The organism is Geomonas oryzae, from assembly GCF_004117875.1.
Classification (GTDB): domain Bacteria; phylum Desulfobacterota; class Desulfuromonadia; order Geobacterales; family Geobacteraceae; genus Geomonas; species Geomonas oryzae.
Window position 1 is genome coordinate 529,880 of record NZ_RAHW01000003.1, and the last position, 15,970, is coordinate 545,849.

Here is a 15,970-nt window from a genome sequence, read left to right on the forward strand (position 1 = left end):
TTATTTCACCCCGCCTCTTCCGCGGTCTTCATGATGGCGGGGACGTCGAGGATGAGCGCGACGGAGCCGTCGCCCAGGATGGTCGCCCCGGACATACCCTCCACCTGCTGGTACATCCGCCCGAGCGACTTGATCACCGTCTGGTGCTCTCCGATCACCCAGTCGACGACCAGGCCGACCCTTCGCCCCTCCAACTGGCAAATGACCACCTGCTGTATCGAAGGAGCCTCTCCGCCGATGCGGAACATCTTCCGCAGCGGCACGTAGGGGACAATCTGTTCACGCACGAGCAGTATGTCCCTTCCGTGGCTCTGTTCCATCTCCTTCTCGGTAAGGAGGATGCACTCGTCCACCATGGCAAGCGGCATGACGAAGCGGTCCTTGCCGATCTGCACCAGGAGACTCTCGATGATGGCCAGGGTGAGCGGGATCTTCAGCGTGATCGAGGTGCCGCGTCCGGCTTCGCTCTTCACGTCGATGCTGCCGCGCAGCCCTTCGATCGCCTGTTTCACCACGTCCATGCCGACGCCACGGCCGGAGACGCTGGTGATCTTGCTCGCCGTCGAGAAACCGGGAGCGAAGATGAGCTGCCAGATCTCCCGGTCCGACATCTCCGCGTTGGCCGGGATGATCCTGCGCTCCACCGCCTTCGCCCTGATCGCGTCGACGTTCAGTCCGGCGCCGTCATCGCGGATGGTGATGAGCACGCTGTCGCCGGAATGGACCGCGGAGAGATGGATGTTGCCGGTCTTTGGCTTCCCCTTCGCCTCCCGCTCGGCCGGGGTCTCCACGCCGTGGTCGATGCTGTTGCGGATGATGTGCACCAGGGGATCGTTCAGCTTCTCGATCACCGTCTTGTCCAGCTCGGTGTCGGCCCCCTCGGTGGTCATCTCGATCGCCTTGCCGAGTTCGCCGGAGAGATCGCGCACCAGACGTTTGAACTTCGAGAAGGTGGCGCCGATGGGGAGCATCCTTATGTCGAGCGCGTTGTCCCTCAGGTCGTTGGTGAGCCGCTCCACCTCCTCGGCCACCGAGACGAGTTCCGCGTGCTTTTTGAGCTCCTGGGCCACCATGGAGAGCCGAGCCTGCACCGTGACCAGTTCGCCGACCAGGTTCACCAAAACGTCGAGCTTCTCCGCGCTCACCCGGATGCTCGAGGCGGCCTCCTGGGATTGCGCCTGTGACTGGCGTTCCTGGCGCACCTCTTTTACGTGCTGCTGCTCGATGAGGGCCGAGTTGATCGCGGCCGCGTCGACGAGCCCCGCCTCGAGCGCCAGCTCCCCGATCCGCTTTTGTCTCCCGAGCAGCTCGTCCATCTGCTCAGGCGTTAAGTCGCCGCGCTCGATGAGGATCTCGCCCAGCTTCTTGTACGTACCCTGTTCCCGCCTGGTGCCGTCGTCGATCACCGTTATGCTGAGCTCGCAGGAGTCCTCCACGAAGATGAAGACGTCCTCGATGGCGTTACGCCCCGCCGCGGTGGTGAGGATGATGTCCCAAAAGAGGTAGCAACGCTCCGGTTCCAGCCGGTCCAGGCTCGTCATGTTGCAGGTATGGGCCACGACGTTGCAGGGGCCGAGCTCCTGCAACTCGCGCAGCAGTGCAAGCGGGTTGCCGCCGGTTGTGAAGATCTCCGCTTCCGGCTTGAAACGGATCCGGTAGGTGATGAGCGCTTCCGGCGGGTCTTCCGCCGCATCCTCCTCGGCGGGGTCGGCGGCCTGGGTCTCGACCGGAGCGGGAACCATGGCCCGAAAGCGCGCAATCACCTCCTCGTTGAGCGCCGGATCGGCAGCAATGCCGTTTTCCGAGGCCTCCAGCATGGCGAGGATGCGGTCGCGCGCGGCGAGGCTCAGGTCGACGAGCTCCCTGCTCACCGCCAGCGCCCCGTTTCTGACCAGGTCGTAGACCGTCTCCACGTTGTGGGTGAAGGATGCGATGTCGTCGAAGCCGAACATGGCGCCCGATCCCTTGATGGTGTGCATGGTCCTGAAGACGCGGCCGACGATGGCCAGGTCCTCCGGGTTCTCTTCCATCTCCAGGAGAGCCTCTTCGAGATCGGCGAGAAGCTCCCTGGCCTCGTCCTTGAACGCCTGGGCAAAATCGTCGCTCATCGGTTCACCCTCTCGTTCTGCTCGAGCCAAATGCAGGTCCCCGCTTCATCCACTACACACCCCTTGAGCCGGTACATCCCCGCGGTCCGCGCCACCTCGACCAGCGCCTCGCTCTCCTGTTTCATCTTAAAGCCCATGCCCCGCTCCACGGAGGTACGGTGGCAGCTGCATAAAAGCTGCAAGCCGGTGGCATCGATCTCGGTCACCCCCGCCAAGGAAAGCTCTACCTCGCGGCCGGGCACGAACGCCTCCAGGAAACGCTCCTTCAGTTCGGCCGCGTTCGCCACCGTCATCGCACCATGCACCGCTACCAGGGTGCGGTCCTTCTTCTTGGTGATTTTCACGAGCTTATCGCCCATGCTCGCATCCTCCCTGACCGGCGGCTATTGCCGGGGAGCGGCGCCTCGCGGGCCGCTCCCCTTCCCCTTCGCTTAGAACCTCTCGAAGTCGCTGTCACCGTCCATGTCACTCATGATGAGGTCGTGCCCCATCGCCTTTTTGGTCTGCAGTCCGTTTTTCCTGATCCCCTTCACCTCCGCCTTTGATGCGGATTTCGTCAGAGGCTTCGGCGCCGCAGGCAGCTGGCGTGCCGCGCCGTCAACCCTGAAGAAGGCGATGGTCGATTGCAGCTGGGCGGACTGCGAGGAGAGCTCTTCGGCGGTGGAGGCCATCTCCTCGCTCGCCGAGGCGTTCTGCTGAATCACCTGGTCGAGCTGCTGGATCGCCTTGTTGATCTGCTGCGCGCCGGTGTCCTGCTCCTTGCTGGAGGCGTTGATCTCCTGCACGAGCTCTGCGGTCTTCTGGATGTCGGGTAGGATGGCGGAGAGCATCTCGCCCGCCCGCTCGGCCACCTCGACGCTGGAGACGGAGAGTTCCGAGATCTCGCCCGCCGCCACCTGGCTCCTTTCGGCGAGTTTTCTCACCTCGCTTGCCACCACGGCGAACCCCTTGCCGTGCTCCCCGGCGCGGGCCGCCTCGATGGCGGCGTTCAGGGCGAGCATGTTGGTCTGACGCGCGATCTCCTCGATGATGGAGATCTTGCCCGCGATGTCCTTCATCGCCTGCACCGTTTCGGAGACCGCCTTGCCACCTTCCTTCGCGTCCTCCGCCGATTTCACCGCGATCTTCTCGGTCTGCTGTGCGTTGTCCGCGTTCTGCTTGATGTTGGCGCTCATCTCCTCCATGGAGGAGGAAGCCTCCTCGGCCGCGGCCGCCTGCTGCGAAGCACCTTCCGACATGGACTGCGCGTTCGCCGAGAGCTGCACGCTGCCGGAGGCGACGTTGTCCGCCGCCATCTTCACCTCGGTGACCACCTCGGTGATCTTGCCGACCATGGCGGAGAGCGCGTGAATCAGCTCGTCCTGGGCGCTTCTCTCTTTTAGGCTCACCATGAGATTGCCGTTGGAAACCTCCTTCGCAGCGTCCGTGATCTTGTTGATCGCCTCGATCAGCACGTTCAGGTTGGTCTTGATCAGGTTGTACTGCCCCTTGTACTCCGTCACGATGGTCGGGGGCATGTCCCCCTTGGCGATGCGGTCCACGTAGTCTGCGGTCACCATCAGGGGATTCACGATGTTGGTCACCGTGTCGTTCACGCCGACCACGAGCTTGTTCCACCCGCCGACGAACAGGGATGCATCGGCACGCTTGTCGAGCTCGCCGTCGGCGGCCGCCCTGATAATAACGTCGGTCTGCTCCAAAAGTTCGTTCATCATCTTCACGACAGCGTTCAGGTTGTCCTTGATGATGTTGTACTGCCCCTTGTACTCGGTCACGATGGCAGGCGGAATGACCCCCTTCGACACCTTGTCAACGTAGTCCGCGGTCACCATCAGGGGATTCACGATGTTGGTCACCGTGTCGTTCACGCCTACCACGAGCTTGTTCCACCCACCGACGAACAGGGAGGCGTCGGCACGCTTGTCGAGCTCGCCGTCGGCGGCCGCCTTGATAATGACGTCGGTCTGCTCCAAAAGCTCGTTCATCATCTTCACGACGGCGTTCAGGTTGTCCTTGATGACGTTGTACTGCCCCTTGTACTCGGTCACGATGGCAGGCGGAATGACCCCTTTCGACACCTTGTCAACGTAGTCCGCGGTCACCATCAGGGGGTTCACGATGTTGGTGATGATGTTGTTGATCCCCTCGACCAGCTCCTTCCAGCCGCCGATGAAAAGCTCCGGGTTGGCGCGCTCGTCCAGCCTGCCGTCTGCCGCGGCGCGGGTCACCTTGTCCGCCTCGGTGAGGAGGTTGTTCATGATGTCGATGCAGTTGTTGAGGTTCAGCTTGATCTCGTTGAAGTCCCCGTTGTAGCTGTCCGTAATCCTCGGCGGGATGTCCCCCTTCGAGATGCGGTCCACATACTCGGCTGCCACGTTCAAAGGTCCGATCACCGCATCCAGGGTCTCATTGACGCCGGAGACGATTTTTCTGAAATCTCCCTCGTGTCTTGATGCATCGGCGCGGGTGGCTAGTTTGCCCGCGACCGCCGCCTGCACGAGCATGTCGGTGTCGGCGATGAGGGCCTTAAGGTTCGTACGCACCTGCTCGATGGTCTCGTTGATGAAGGCCTTCTTGCCAGGGAACTTGTCAAGTTGCGCCTCGAAGTTGCCCCGACCGAACTCGGCGATGCAGGCCATCGCCTTCTTCTTCACCGCGATGTGGCCGCTGACCATGTTGTTGACCCCGGCCGCCATCTGCCGGTACACCCCCTGGTAGTTGGCGGCGGCGATCTGCACGTCGATGTCCCCAAGGTCGTGCTGCTGGGACATGTTGTTCATGTCCGCGATGAGGGCGTCAAGCGAGTCGATGCAGACGTTCAGGTTGTTCTTGATCTCGTTGAAGTCGCCGTTGTAGCTGTCGGTGATCCTTGGCGGGATGTCCCCCTTGGAGATGCGGTCCACGTACTCGGCCGCCACGTTCAGCGGACCGATCACCGCGTCGAGGGTGTCGTTCACCCCGGAGACGATCCTCCTGAAGTCCCCCTGGTGCTTGGTGGCGTCGGCGCGGGTGGCGAGTTTTCCGGCCACGGCCGCCTGGCTCAGCATGTCGGCATCGGATACGAGGGCGTTGATCGCCTCGATACAGACGTTCAGGTTGTTCTTGATCTCGTTGAAGTCGCCGTTGTAGCTGTCGGTGATCCTTGGCGGTATGTCCCCCTTGGAGATGCGGTCCACGTACTCGGCCGCCACGTTCAAAGGCCCGATCACCGCGTCAAGGGTGTCGTTCACGCCGGCCACGACCTTCTGGAAGTCGCCCTGGTGCCTGGAGGCGTCGGCGCGGGTAGCGAGCTTCCCGGCGATGGCCGCATCGGAGAGCATGTTCGTGTCGGCCACGAGGGCTTTGATCGACTCGACCATCTTCTGCATGGCGACCATAACGCTGTCGCCGTGCTTGCCCTTCAAGTCGATGGATACGCTCATGTCCCCCACCGCCACGCGGTTGGCAACGTCCCCCACCTCCTTGGGATCGGCTCCGAGCTGCCTTTGCACGATTCTCGTGATAAAAAGTCCGAAGCCGACCGCGAGCGCGACACCGACCACGATGAGGATCAGCATGACCTTGGTGGCGGTGTTCGCCATTTCCGTGTTGCCGTCGGCGGTCAGCTTCGCCTGTTTCAGCTTCGCGTCCACCAGCTTGTCGATGCCTTCCTGCTCCATCCTGGAGAACTTGGCGCCGTCACCCTCCAGGAGAGCCCTCGCCTCCCCGTCCCTCCCCGCCTGCGCCAGGCGCACGATCTGGTCGATGATGGGGGCGTAGCCGTCGCGCGCCTGCTTGAACTCCTGATAAAGCTTGCGCCCCTCGTCGGTGAGTATGGTCTTCTCGAATTCCCCGGCCGCCTTGTCCAGGTCGCCGCGCAGCGTCTTGATTCTCTCGACCTTGGCCTGCTCATCCTGCGGCGTCTTGGCGGTGAGGAGGTCCCTCAGGTTGACCCTGATGCGCTGGAAGGACGTGGAGACGTCCTGCAGTTGGGCTATGGGTATGGTGATTCTTTCGTACAGCTTTGCGTCGGCAGCCTCGATGCCGTGAATCTCCCTGATGCCGAAATACCCGACCAACCCGGCGATGACGGCGATGGTGATGAATCCCGCCATCAGTTTCGTACCCAGCTTCAAATCGTAGAACCACTTCATGACTACCTCCTTGATTGTGCGTTATCATCCGACAAGACACCGCTATCTGAATCCATCGGCTCTAAATTGCAATAAACTCGGGCTGTTTCCCCAGTATGAGATGGGAGCGGCAACTGTAGGTCGCGGAACTCTTCTTCAGGGGGACGATCTTCAAGGCCTACCCTCCGATCTTTTTGAACAGCTGGGCGTCCGGGACCACCTGCTCGAACAGGTGGGACACCTCGGGAGGGAGCTTCTGGGTGTTTTCCGTGGCGAGGTAGCCGCCGGGTGCCAGGGCTTCGTGGAACATCCGGAAGACCTCGATGCGCTCGCGGTACTGGAAATGGAGCAGCACGTTCTTGCACACGACCAGACAGTAGTCGCCTCCGGGTGCTTTCAGCGATAGGAGGTCATGGTACTGGAAGTTCACCCGGTCGCGCAAAAGCGGCACGACCCGGTACCGGCCGGCCTCGTCTGCAGGTTCGAAGTACTTGTTGAACAGGCTGACCGGGGTGCGTTGCAGTTCTTCGTAGGGGTAGGTGGCGGCGGTGACGATGTCGCCGAAGTGGTTGGCGCTGTCGTAGTCGGTGGCGTCGATGCGCAGGTTCTTGAAGCCGAAGGAGTTCATCTTCTCGGCGAAGATCATGGCGACGGTGTAGGTCTCCTGCCCGAGCGCGCACCCCGCGTCCCAGATCTTGATCCGGCTCCGCCCGGAGGCGTAACGGATCATGTGGTCGGCGGCGTGCTCGAGGGTCGGCTGGTCCCGCATGAAGAAGGTGAAGGCCATTTACGCTCCATATAAGAATACGCAACAACAGCTTCCGTAACTCCCATAAGGAGACCTATCGGTCCGGCGGGGTCACAACTGTATACGCCTATTGACCACAAAGACATTATTTTTTACCAATACAGCAAACGCCTTCGGACTTGACGTTTTTCAGCTTAAATTAATAGAGAGTACTGCCGAACAGTATCTGTGCTGACTCACACATCAAGACAGGAAGACTATGGGAAACTCAGGACACCACGAGGAATTGCAACGGCTTTGCGCCGTGGTAGAGCGGGCGAAACGAGACTGGGAACAGACTTTCGACGCCGTCCCCGACCTCATCACCATCATCGGTGAGGACCACTGCATCAAGCGGGTGAACCACGCCACCAGCGATCTCCTCGGAGTACACCCGCGCGACCTGGTGGGGAAGAAGTGCTACGAGGTGATGCACGGCTCCGCCACGCTCCCACCCGGGTGCCCCGGGGCGCTGGCCATGGCATCGGGGACGGTGCAGCAGGCGGAGTTCGAAGAAAAATGGCTGGAGCGCACCTTCAGCGTGACCGCCTCCCCCATCCACGACGCCGCCGGGCGCGTCACCTCGTGCGTGCATGTGGCCCGCGACGTCACCGAAAGAAAGCAAAAAGAGGATGCCCTTACCGCGAGCGAGCGTTTCCTGCGCGCCATCACCGACAACATCCCCGGCATGGTCGGCTACTGGGACCGGGAGCTGCGCTGCCGTTTCGCCAACCAGGCGTACCTGCAGTGGTTCGGCAGGAGCTCGCAAGAGATTCTCGGGATGAGCATTCACGAGCTGCTGGGGAAGGAGCTTTACAAAAAGAACGAGCCCTACATGCTGCGCGCCCTCGCCGGGGAGGTGCAGCATTTCGAGAGGACGCTCACGAGAACCGACGGCAGCGTCGGCCACACCTGGGCGCACTACATCCCCGACGTGGTGGACGGAGCGACGCGCGGCTTCTTCGTCCTCGTCACCGACGTGACCGAGCTGAAGCTTGCCGAAGAGGCGAAGGCGGAACTGGAAGCGCGGCTGCAGCAGGCGCAGAAAATGGAATCGGTGGGGAGGCTCGCCGGCGGGGTGGCCCATGACTTCAACAACCAGCTCACCGTCATTATGGCCTACGCCGACATGGGGCTTGAATCGCTCGATGCGTCACACCCGCTTTACCCCATGTTGCAGCAGATCGCCCGGGCGGCCGAGCGCTCCGCCGGCCTCACCCATCAGCTCCTCGCCTTCGCGCGCCAGCAGCCGGTCACGCCAACGGTGCTCGATTTGAACGAGACGGTGCGCGACATGATGAAGATGCTCAGAAGGCTCATCGGGGAGCACATCCACCTCACTTGGCGGGAGTCCGGGGAGCCGTGCCGCGTAAAGATGGACCCGACCCAGGCGGACCAGATCATAGCGAACCTCTGCATCAACGCGCGCGACGCCATCGCCGACTACGGCGAGATAAGGATCGAAACAGGGACCGAGACCGTCGGCGCGGGCAGAGGCGACCGGGAGATCCTTCCCGGCGAATACGTGTACCTCGCCGTGCGCGACAACGGCTGCGGCATGGACCAGGAAACGCTCAGGCAGATCTTCGAGCCGTTCTTCACCACGAAGGAGCTCGGCAAGGGGACCGGGCTCGGTCTCTCGACGGTGTACGGCATCACGCGGCAAAACGGCGGCTTCATCGAGGTCGAGAGCAGCGCCGGACGGGGAACGCGCTTCACCATCTACCTGCCGCGCTGCCGCGAGGAGGCGAAGGCCTCCCACGCCGCGGCCACCAGGCACGACGCGGGAGGGGCGGAGACCATCCTCCTCGTGGAGGACGAGCCGAGCATCCTCGGCATGGCGCGGGATCTGCTCGAGCGGAAGGGGTACCGGGTAATGGCGGCGCACTCCCCGGTAGAGGCCCTCGCCGCGGCGGGGGAGTGGGGAGGGGAGATTCAGCTTCTGCTGACCGACGTGATCATGAAGCAGATGAACGGGCGCGATCTCTACCGCGAGCTGGCGGCGCGGCGCCCCGGCATCAAGTGCCTTTACATGTCCGGTTACACCGCGGACGTCATCGGGCATCACGGCGTCATGGACGACGACGTCCGCTTCATCGGGAAGCCCTTCAAGGCGACCGAGCTCGCCCGCCGGGTGCGCGAGGCGCTCGACGCGTAAAAAATGGGTCAGCCGGGCAGGCGGTGCATTGCGGCAGGTGTCGCCGCGAAGCGGCGCAGGTGACCCCGCGATACCCTTTGCGAGGTTCATCAGGAAATTCCGGGGAGTCGATGCTGTTACTTCGCAGCAGAGAGCATGCCCTAACGTTCCCCCCTTTGCGAAGGGTGTATAGACCGGGGACATGGGTTACAGGTGTGCGGAGACATGAGTTACACTTTTTGTATCTCCGAGCCGTCCTCAAGTCGTACATCACCGAGTTTGTGATGGCAATAGTCACATCGTTCCTACGCTCCAGCGTGGGAACGAAAGCCCAGGACGCTCAAGCGTCCGCAGTACGAGACGCTGGAGCGTCTCCCGATTGCGTTCCAACGCTGGAGCGTAGGAACGATCTAAAATGGGTCAGCCGGGCAGGCGGTGCAGCGTGCGCGATGACGGCCTAAGCTGTTGCTTGCTCTTGCTTGGTCCATTCAAGAGCAAATCCCCCTGAACGTAAGGGCTCACGTTTCTTCTTCCAGGGAGCACAAACCTTGCTCCCCCTGATTTTTCAAGTTCACGTGCCACGATTCCCGGACAGGTTGATCCAAAGCCCACCGTCCCCCGAATCAACTAAAAAAGCCCCGCCTCCACAAGGGAGACGGGGCTTTTTCGTGTCCGAACGAGCTGCCTTCGGTTACTTCTTCGGCTCGTCCTTCTTAGCCACGGTCATGGCGTCGTTCAGGATCTTCACGCCGGCCTTGGAGGCGGCGATGGAACCGGTGAGCGACTCGCGGGCGAGGTCGGGGTTGTGGAAGCCGTCGGAGTTCTCCGCGGTCCAGTATTCCCAAAGGACGTGCGCTTCCTCATGCTTCGCACGCGCCTCGTCGAGAACGGCCGGGGAGACCCCCATCCTCTGCGCCGCGGCGTAGGTGTCGATCAGCTGACCGAGCCAGTACTCGGCCTTGCGCATCTTGCCCTTCACGTAGTTCTGCACCGCGTCGATCTCGTAGGCCTTCTTCGCCACGCTGTCCTTCGGATGGCAGCCAAGGCAGGCCTCCTTCACGTGGTTCTTCGGACGGATGACGCCGTGGGTGGAGAACATCTTGCCGTCCTTACCCTTGTGTTTCGGCATGTGGCACTGGTGGCACTGGACGCCCGCCTTGTCGTGCACGCTCCCCGCGTAGGTCTCCGTCTCGGGGTGCTGGAACTTGATCAGGCGCGCGCCGGTGATCGCATGCTTGAAGTCGAAGAAGTTCAGCTCCTGGTAGTGCTTCAACAACTGCAGCGAGTTCTGCAGCGGGAAGTGGTTGGTGCGGATGTCGTCGTACTTGACCGGCTTGCCGTCGCTCCACTGGGTGCCCGCGTTGCAGTTGTACTCGACGTGGCACTGCGCGCACATCATGCGGGAGTCGGTTTTCTGCATCACGCCGATCTTCCTGAAACCGCGGAAGTCGATCACCTTCAGGTCGGTGGCGCCGTTCTTCGCGAAGATGTTACCCTTCGGGTCCTTCTCGATGGCCTGGATCAGGGCGTCGCGCACCACGCGCGGCTGGGTGCCGTGCGGGTCGTGGCAGTGCACGCAGCCGACCGGGTTGTTGGTGTCCTTCGCCACGTCGACGACGTTGGAGCTGCGGTCCCACTTGGCGCGCGGGTCCTTGTCACCCATGAACTTCCACTTGAGGAGGTGATCCGAGGTCTTGCACTGGATGCAGGTGGCGTTTCCCGCCATGGCGGTCTCGGGAAGCTTCTTCCCGGTGTCGGTCAACACGTCCCAGGTCTTGCCGGTCGAGGTGACCCCTTTCCACCCCTCCTTGAACTGGAAGCGCCCCCCCTGGAAGCGGTCCACGGCGAACTGGTCGATGACCATGAAGGCGTGGCCGCGCGGCTCGTCATGCTCGAAGGTGAAACCGTGCCCGGCCAAGAGCTTGTCCTGCATCGGCGAGCGGCCGGTGGGGGTGCCCTTCTCCTTCCTTGCCGGCGCCTCGTAGTTCACCTCGAAGAAGCTGTCGTACTGACTCTTGTGGCACTTGCCGCAGAGCGCGGCGTCGATCAAGGTGACCGGCTTGTTCTTTTCCGGGTCGCTCATGTGGGCGTCGAGCTTGTCATGACAGACCTTGCAGGAGAGCTTCGCGTGCTTGCTCCCCTCCTTGAGCGCCTTCACCTCGTCATGACAGTCGTAGCACTTGGCCCTGCCGTCGTTGGCGACCTGCACCGGCTTCCCCTTCGCCGCCACGGTCAGGGCGGGGATGGACAAAAGCGCGATGGCTCCGGCTACCGCCGCGGTCACAGCCAGATTCTTCTTGAGCATGTTTCCTCCTTTTTCAGGGTTTATGGGGAGTGATCCCTCTGGATACCTCATTGCAGCGCCTCCTGACGGAGGCGCTGGTATTCATGCACGAAACGGTCGGGAAAATATTTGACCAAAGTCAATTTTTGCCGGAATTCCCCCTACAGCTTGAACCTTCCCACGATGCGCTCCAGACCGTGGGCGACCGCGGTCAACTCCCCGGCGGTCCCGGCGCTCTCGTGCGCCCCATGGGCGGTCTGCTGCACCACGGTGGTCACGAGGTGAATGCTGGAGGAAATCTCGCCGGTGGTCGCGGTCTGCTCCTCGGCCGCCGTGGCGATCTGGTTCACCTGTTGGGTGACTTCGTCCACCTGCCCGAGGATGCGGTGCAGCGCCTCTTCGAGCCGTGCGGCCTCATCGACCCCGCGCTCGGTCTGCTGCACCCCCTGCTCCATCGACGAGATCGCCTCGCGGGTCTCCGCCTGCATGGTCCGGATCATCTCGCCGATCTCCTTGGTGGCGCGCGTGGTCCGCTCGGCGAGCGCCCGCACCTCGTCGGCGACGACGGCGAAACCGCGCCCCTGCTCTCCCGCCCGGGCCGCCTCGATGGCCGCGTTCAAGGCGAGTAGGTTGGTCTGGTCCGCTATGTCCTCGATGGTGGCGACGATGGCGCCGATCTGTTCGCTTCTCTCTCCGAGGGACGAAATCGCCCCGGCGTTGTTCCGGGTCAGTTCGCCGCGCTCCCTGATCCCGGCAAGCGTCGCGGTGAGCACGGTGAATCCCTCCTGGGCGGTCGCGGTGGCCACCTTGGAGCTTTGCGCGGCGAGGTGACAGTTGCGCGCTATGTCGGTCGCGGTTGCGGCCATTTCCTCGGCCGCAGTGGCGACCCCGACGGTCTGGGCCGCAGCCGCCTCCGCGGCGCCGGAGATGGAACCGGCAGTGGCGTTCAAGCGCTCGACGCCCCCCGAAAGCCGATGCGCCGAAGCGGCGATCTCGAGGATGATGGCGCGCATGCTGGCGATGAACCGGTTCAGCCTCCCTGCCAGTTCACCGATCTCGTCGCTGCGGCTTCCCACCTCGATGGTGCGGGTCAAGTCCCCTTCCCCGTCGGCCAGTTCGGCCACGCGCTCGCACAAAAGGCCCAGCGGGGCGAGGAGTCTTTTCAGCACGAGCACCACAACGAGAAGACCGGCGACCAGGAAGGCCGCACCGATCATGGCGAGGACGAAGAACTGGCGGCGCACCGGGGCCGCGACCTCGTCCCTATCCGCTGCGACGCAGAGGTACCACCCGGTGGCGGGGACCCGGGCGTACGACATCATCTTCTGCTTTCCCTGGTAGCGGTAGGTGAACTGTCCCGTCTCACCGCCGGAGAAGCGCCCCTCGATCCCGGCGAAGTCGGGGGAGAGCTCCTGCAGTTTCTTCTTCATCGCGAGCCCCGCGTCGGGGTGGGCGAGGATCTTCCCCTTGCCGTCGCTCAAAAAGGCGTACCCGGAGGAGCCGAACTTGAGGCCCAGCACCGTCTTGGTGACGAAGTCGAGGTTCACGTCTGAGCCGTAGACGCCGACCAGGGCACCCTGGTCGAGGATGGGGCTCACGAAGGTGATGATCGCCTTCCCGGTTGAGGCCGCGATGTACGGGTCGGTCACCCCGGTCTTTTGCTCGGTTTTCCCCTGGGCGTACCAGGGGCGCTTGCGCGGGTCGTAGTCCGCGGGGGGCTTCCAGTCGTCCGAGTAGATCACGCTGCCGTCCTCGAAGCCCGGGTGCGTCTTCGAGAAGCCGCCGGCGGCGTTGTGGGTCTTGATCGCGTTGGCCGCGTATGCGGGATTTCCGTGATGAAGCGCCAGGTCCTTCGCACCGGCGTCCACCACGGCGAGTTTGTCCTGGATCCAGATATTGAGGTTGGCCGCGTTGTCCCTGGCGAGGACGACCATCTTCTCCTCGAGCATGCGCGACATGATGTTGTCGGAACTGACGAAAGCGGCCGCCACGAGGGCGGTTGTTGCAATGGCAAAGACGATGACTACCGTAAGGTAAACCTTCATTCTCAAGTTCATTGTGCTTCCTCTGTTTGGGTGGGATGTGAATAAGGAGTTAACCCAAAAGTAAGTATCGGTAATCACAAAGGCAACTTGAGACGTTATGAGTTTACCGTTTGCGGCAGAGGTTGCAACAGTGAGAGAAAAAGGAGTGCTGGATTTGCCCTATGAGAGAGTAAAGGTGGCTGGATTCAGTACTTTTGGCGGTTGTGACTGTTTGATAGCTCGCGAGAGTGTAACGAAAAGGGACCGGTTTTCGAATTTCCTGACGGCGGCGAGCCGGAAAACGAGCGCGCCGCAGGCAAGGAACGTCTTCTGAAGGGGGTCAGGCGGAGGCGTGAAAGGGTGCGCCGTTAAGGGTGTCGCGGATGGTCCCGAGCAGTACGTCCGGTTTGACCGGCTTCGGCAGATAGGTGCCGCTGCCGCAAAGCCCGTTCTGTGACATGACGTCGGCGGGATAGCCGCTCATGAAGATGACCGGCAGCCCCGGGGCGAGCTGCCTTACCTTCTCGGAGAGCAGCCTGCCGTTTAGCCGAGGCATGATCACGTCGGTGAGCAAAAGCCTCACCGCGCCCGACTCCTTCTCGAACACGCGCAGCGCCTCCTCCCCCTCCCTCGCCACCAGCACGCGGTAGCCGTGCTGCTCGAGGAGCATCTGCGTCATGCCCCGCACCGTCTGGTCGTCCTCGACGAGGAGGATGGTCTCGCTGCCGGTGCTGCGCGCAAAAGCGGCGGACGCCGTCCCGACTGCGGTTTGCGCACCGCAAAGGGGGAGGTAGATGCTGAAGCTGGTGCCGGCGCCCGGTTCGCTTTTGACCCGGATCAGCCCGTTGTGCTTTCTGATGATGCCGTAGCTCGAGGAGAGGCCGAGGCCGGTCCCCTTCCCCACTTCCTTGGTGGTGAAGAAGGGCTCGAAGACCCGCGCCTGCACCTCCTTGTCCATCCCGGTCCCGTTGTCGGCGACCACGATCAGGGCGTAGCTGCCGGGCGGCATCTCCTCGTCCCGAAGCTCCACCGTAGCCGTCGTGATGGTGAGCATCCCCCCGCCGGGCATGGCGTCGCGGGCGTTCACCGCGAGGTTGATGAGGACCTGCTCCACCTGTCTGCGGTCGGCGCAGATGCAAAGCGGCGCATCGCAAAGAAGCACCACCAGCTCGATCTCCTCGGTGATCAGCCGGGAGAGGCTCTTGTGCAGGTCGCCGACGATGAGGTTCGCGTCGAGGGCGTCGAGATGCACCTCCTGCTTCCGGCTGAAGGCGAGGAGGCTGCGCGTCATCTCGGCGGCGCGCTCCGCGGAAATCATGATCTCCCCGGCCATGGAGGCCGCTTCGCTCCCCCCGCCGTTCAACTGGATCAGGGAGGCATACCCGGCGATGACGGTGAGGATGTTGTTGAAGTCGTGCGCGATGCCGCCTGCCAGCGTGCCGATCGCCTCCATCTTCTGGGATTGCCGCAACTGCTCCTCGAGGAGCTTGTTTTCGGTGATGTCCTTGATGAGGCAGGCCGCGCGGTCGACCCGCCCCCCGTCGTCGCGGATCGGCGACATGGTGACCAGGAGGTTGCGCACCCCCTTGTCCGGGTAACGGTACGTGTCCTCGTAACTCACCTCCCCGCCGGCCAGGCAGACCTCGAACTGCGCCCTGATCCGCTCGAAGGTGGCGGCGCCGATCACCTCGGGGAGCGTTCTCCCCACCACCTCGGGGAAAACGCTGCCGCGCGCCTCGAGATAGGCGCGGTTGGCCATCAGGTAGCGGTAGTCGCGGTCGAAGACGAAGATCATGTCGCCGGTGCACTCGACCGCCTTTCGGTACTCGATGAGACGGCTCTGCGCACGCTTTAGCTCCTCGACCTTCTGCTGCAGCGTGCGGTTCACGCTGACCAGCTCCTGGTACAGGGAACGGTGCTCCCCACCCGCCGGGTAGGAGAACATCCCGTATTCGGTGTTATCCATGTGTGAAAACGGCATGCTCCCTCCACGTGGGCAACTTCATTACGGTACGGAAAACTCTGGAACCTTGCCTACGGCAGGCGCCACGAGCCCCACAAAACGCCGGAAAGCGCAAGAAAGGCGCAATTGACCAGTACGGTGAAACGGTACAGGCGCAAAAAGGGCGCCTTCTGCGACTTGTGGTGCAAAAGGCGCTGCGCCAGCGCGGCGCCGGGCCACCCCCCTAAGAGCGAAGCCATGTGCAGGGTCCGCTCGCTGATCCTGCGCCGGTTGCCGCGCGCCGCATGCTTGTCGACGGCGTAGATGAGAAAGGTCGTGAGGCTCACGGCGCTGTAGCAATAAAGTATGGGAAAGGGGAGCAGGTCCAGCCGAACGAGTACGAAGGTGAAAAGCAGAAAGGCGAAAGGGAAAAGGACGGAGCGCGGACGACGCCCTCCTCTTGGGTCGGCGGTTCCCATCACCGGCAGCTCCGGAATGCGGTTGCTTCTAGGTTAAACGGCATGTGAACATCATCCGGTTTCGAGATCTCCGCGGACGATGCCGTGGAGGGTGAGG

General features: G+C 62.7%; 9 protein-coding genes. 1 reads left to right on the forward strand and 8 read right to left on the reverse strand.

What is annotated here, in order from left to right; translation table 11 throughout:
* Positions 1–5: 5 nt before the first annotated feature.
* The 4 genes from D6Z24_RS10590 to D6Z24_RS10605 form a co-directional block, all read right to left on the reverse strand.
* The gene (locus D6Z24_RS10590) at positions 6–2,108 is read right to left on the reverse strand and encodes a chemotaxis protein CheA (protein WP_129126545.1); all 2,103 of its coding nucleotides are present in this window, start codon (positions 2,106–2,108) and stop codon (positions 6–8) included.
* Entirely contained in the window at positions 2,105–2,467 is a 363-nt protein-coding gene (locus D6Z24_RS10595; protein ID WP_129126546.1) for an STAS domain-containing protein, read from the reverse strand. Before D6Z24_RS10595 ends, D6Z24_RS10590 begins: the two co-directional genes overlap by 4 nt.
* 72 nt (positions 2,468–2,539) lie before the next feature.
* Positions 2,540–6,241 (reverse strand): MCP four helix bundle domain-containing protein, encoded by a 3,702-nt coding sequence (locus D6Z24_RS22015; protein WP_129126547.1) that lies wholly within the window; start codon positions 6,239–6,241, stop codon positions 2,540–2,542.
* A 157-nt stretch (positions 6,242–6,398) separates the two neighbouring features.
* Complete coding sequence (locus D6Z24_RS10605) at positions 6,399–7,007, reverse strand: CheR family methyltransferase (RefSeq protein ID WP_129126548.1); 609 nt, start codon at positions 7,005–7,007, stop codon at positions 6,399–6,401.
* 220 nt (positions 7,008–7,227) lie between these two features.
* Here D6Z24_RS10605 and D6Z24_RS10610 point away from each other — a divergent pair, with 220 nt between their 5' ends.
* A complete protein-coding gene (locus D6Z24_RS10610; protein ID WP_129126549.1) occupies positions 7,228–9,165 on the forward strand; it encodes a hybrid sensor histidine kinase/response regulator in 1,938 nt (645 codons plus the stop codon).
* A 670-nt stretch (positions 9,166–9,835) separates the two neighbouring features.
* Here the strand turns inward: D6Z24_RS10610 and D6Z24_RS10615 are convergent.
* The 4 genes from D6Z24_RS10615 to D6Z24_RS10630 form a co-directional block, all read right to left on the reverse strand.
* Positions 9,836–11,449 carry an ammonia-forming cytochrome c nitrite reductase subunit c552 gene (locus D6Z24_RS10615; protein ID WP_129126550.1) on the reverse strand — a complete coding sequence of 538 codons (1,614 nt, stop codon included), beginning with the start codon at positions 11,447–11,449 and terminating at the stop codon, positions 9,836–9,838.
* A gap of 140 nt (positions 11,450–11,589) precedes the next feature.
* A complete protein-coding gene (locus D6Z24_RS10620; RefSeq protein WP_129126551.1) occupies positions 11,590–13,485 on the reverse strand; it encodes a methyl-accepting chemotaxis protein in 1,896 nt (631 codons plus the stop codon).
* Between the two features lie 307 nt (positions 13,486–13,792).
* The gene (locus D6Z24_RS10625) at positions 13,793–15,433 is read right to left on the reverse strand and encodes an ATP-binding protein (RefSeq protein WP_129126552.1); all 1,641 of its coding nucleotides are present in this window, start codon (positions 15,431–15,433) and stop codon (positions 13,793–13,795) included.
* A 53-nt stretch (positions 15,434–15,486) separates the two neighbouring features.
* Positions 15,487–15,873: a DUF1294 domain-containing protein gene (locus D6Z24_RS10630; protein ID WP_129126553.1), complete on the reverse strand. Its 387-nt coding sequence runs from the start codon at positions 15,871–15,873 to the stop codon at positions 15,487–15,489.
* Positions 15,874–15,970: the final 97 nt, after the last annotated feature.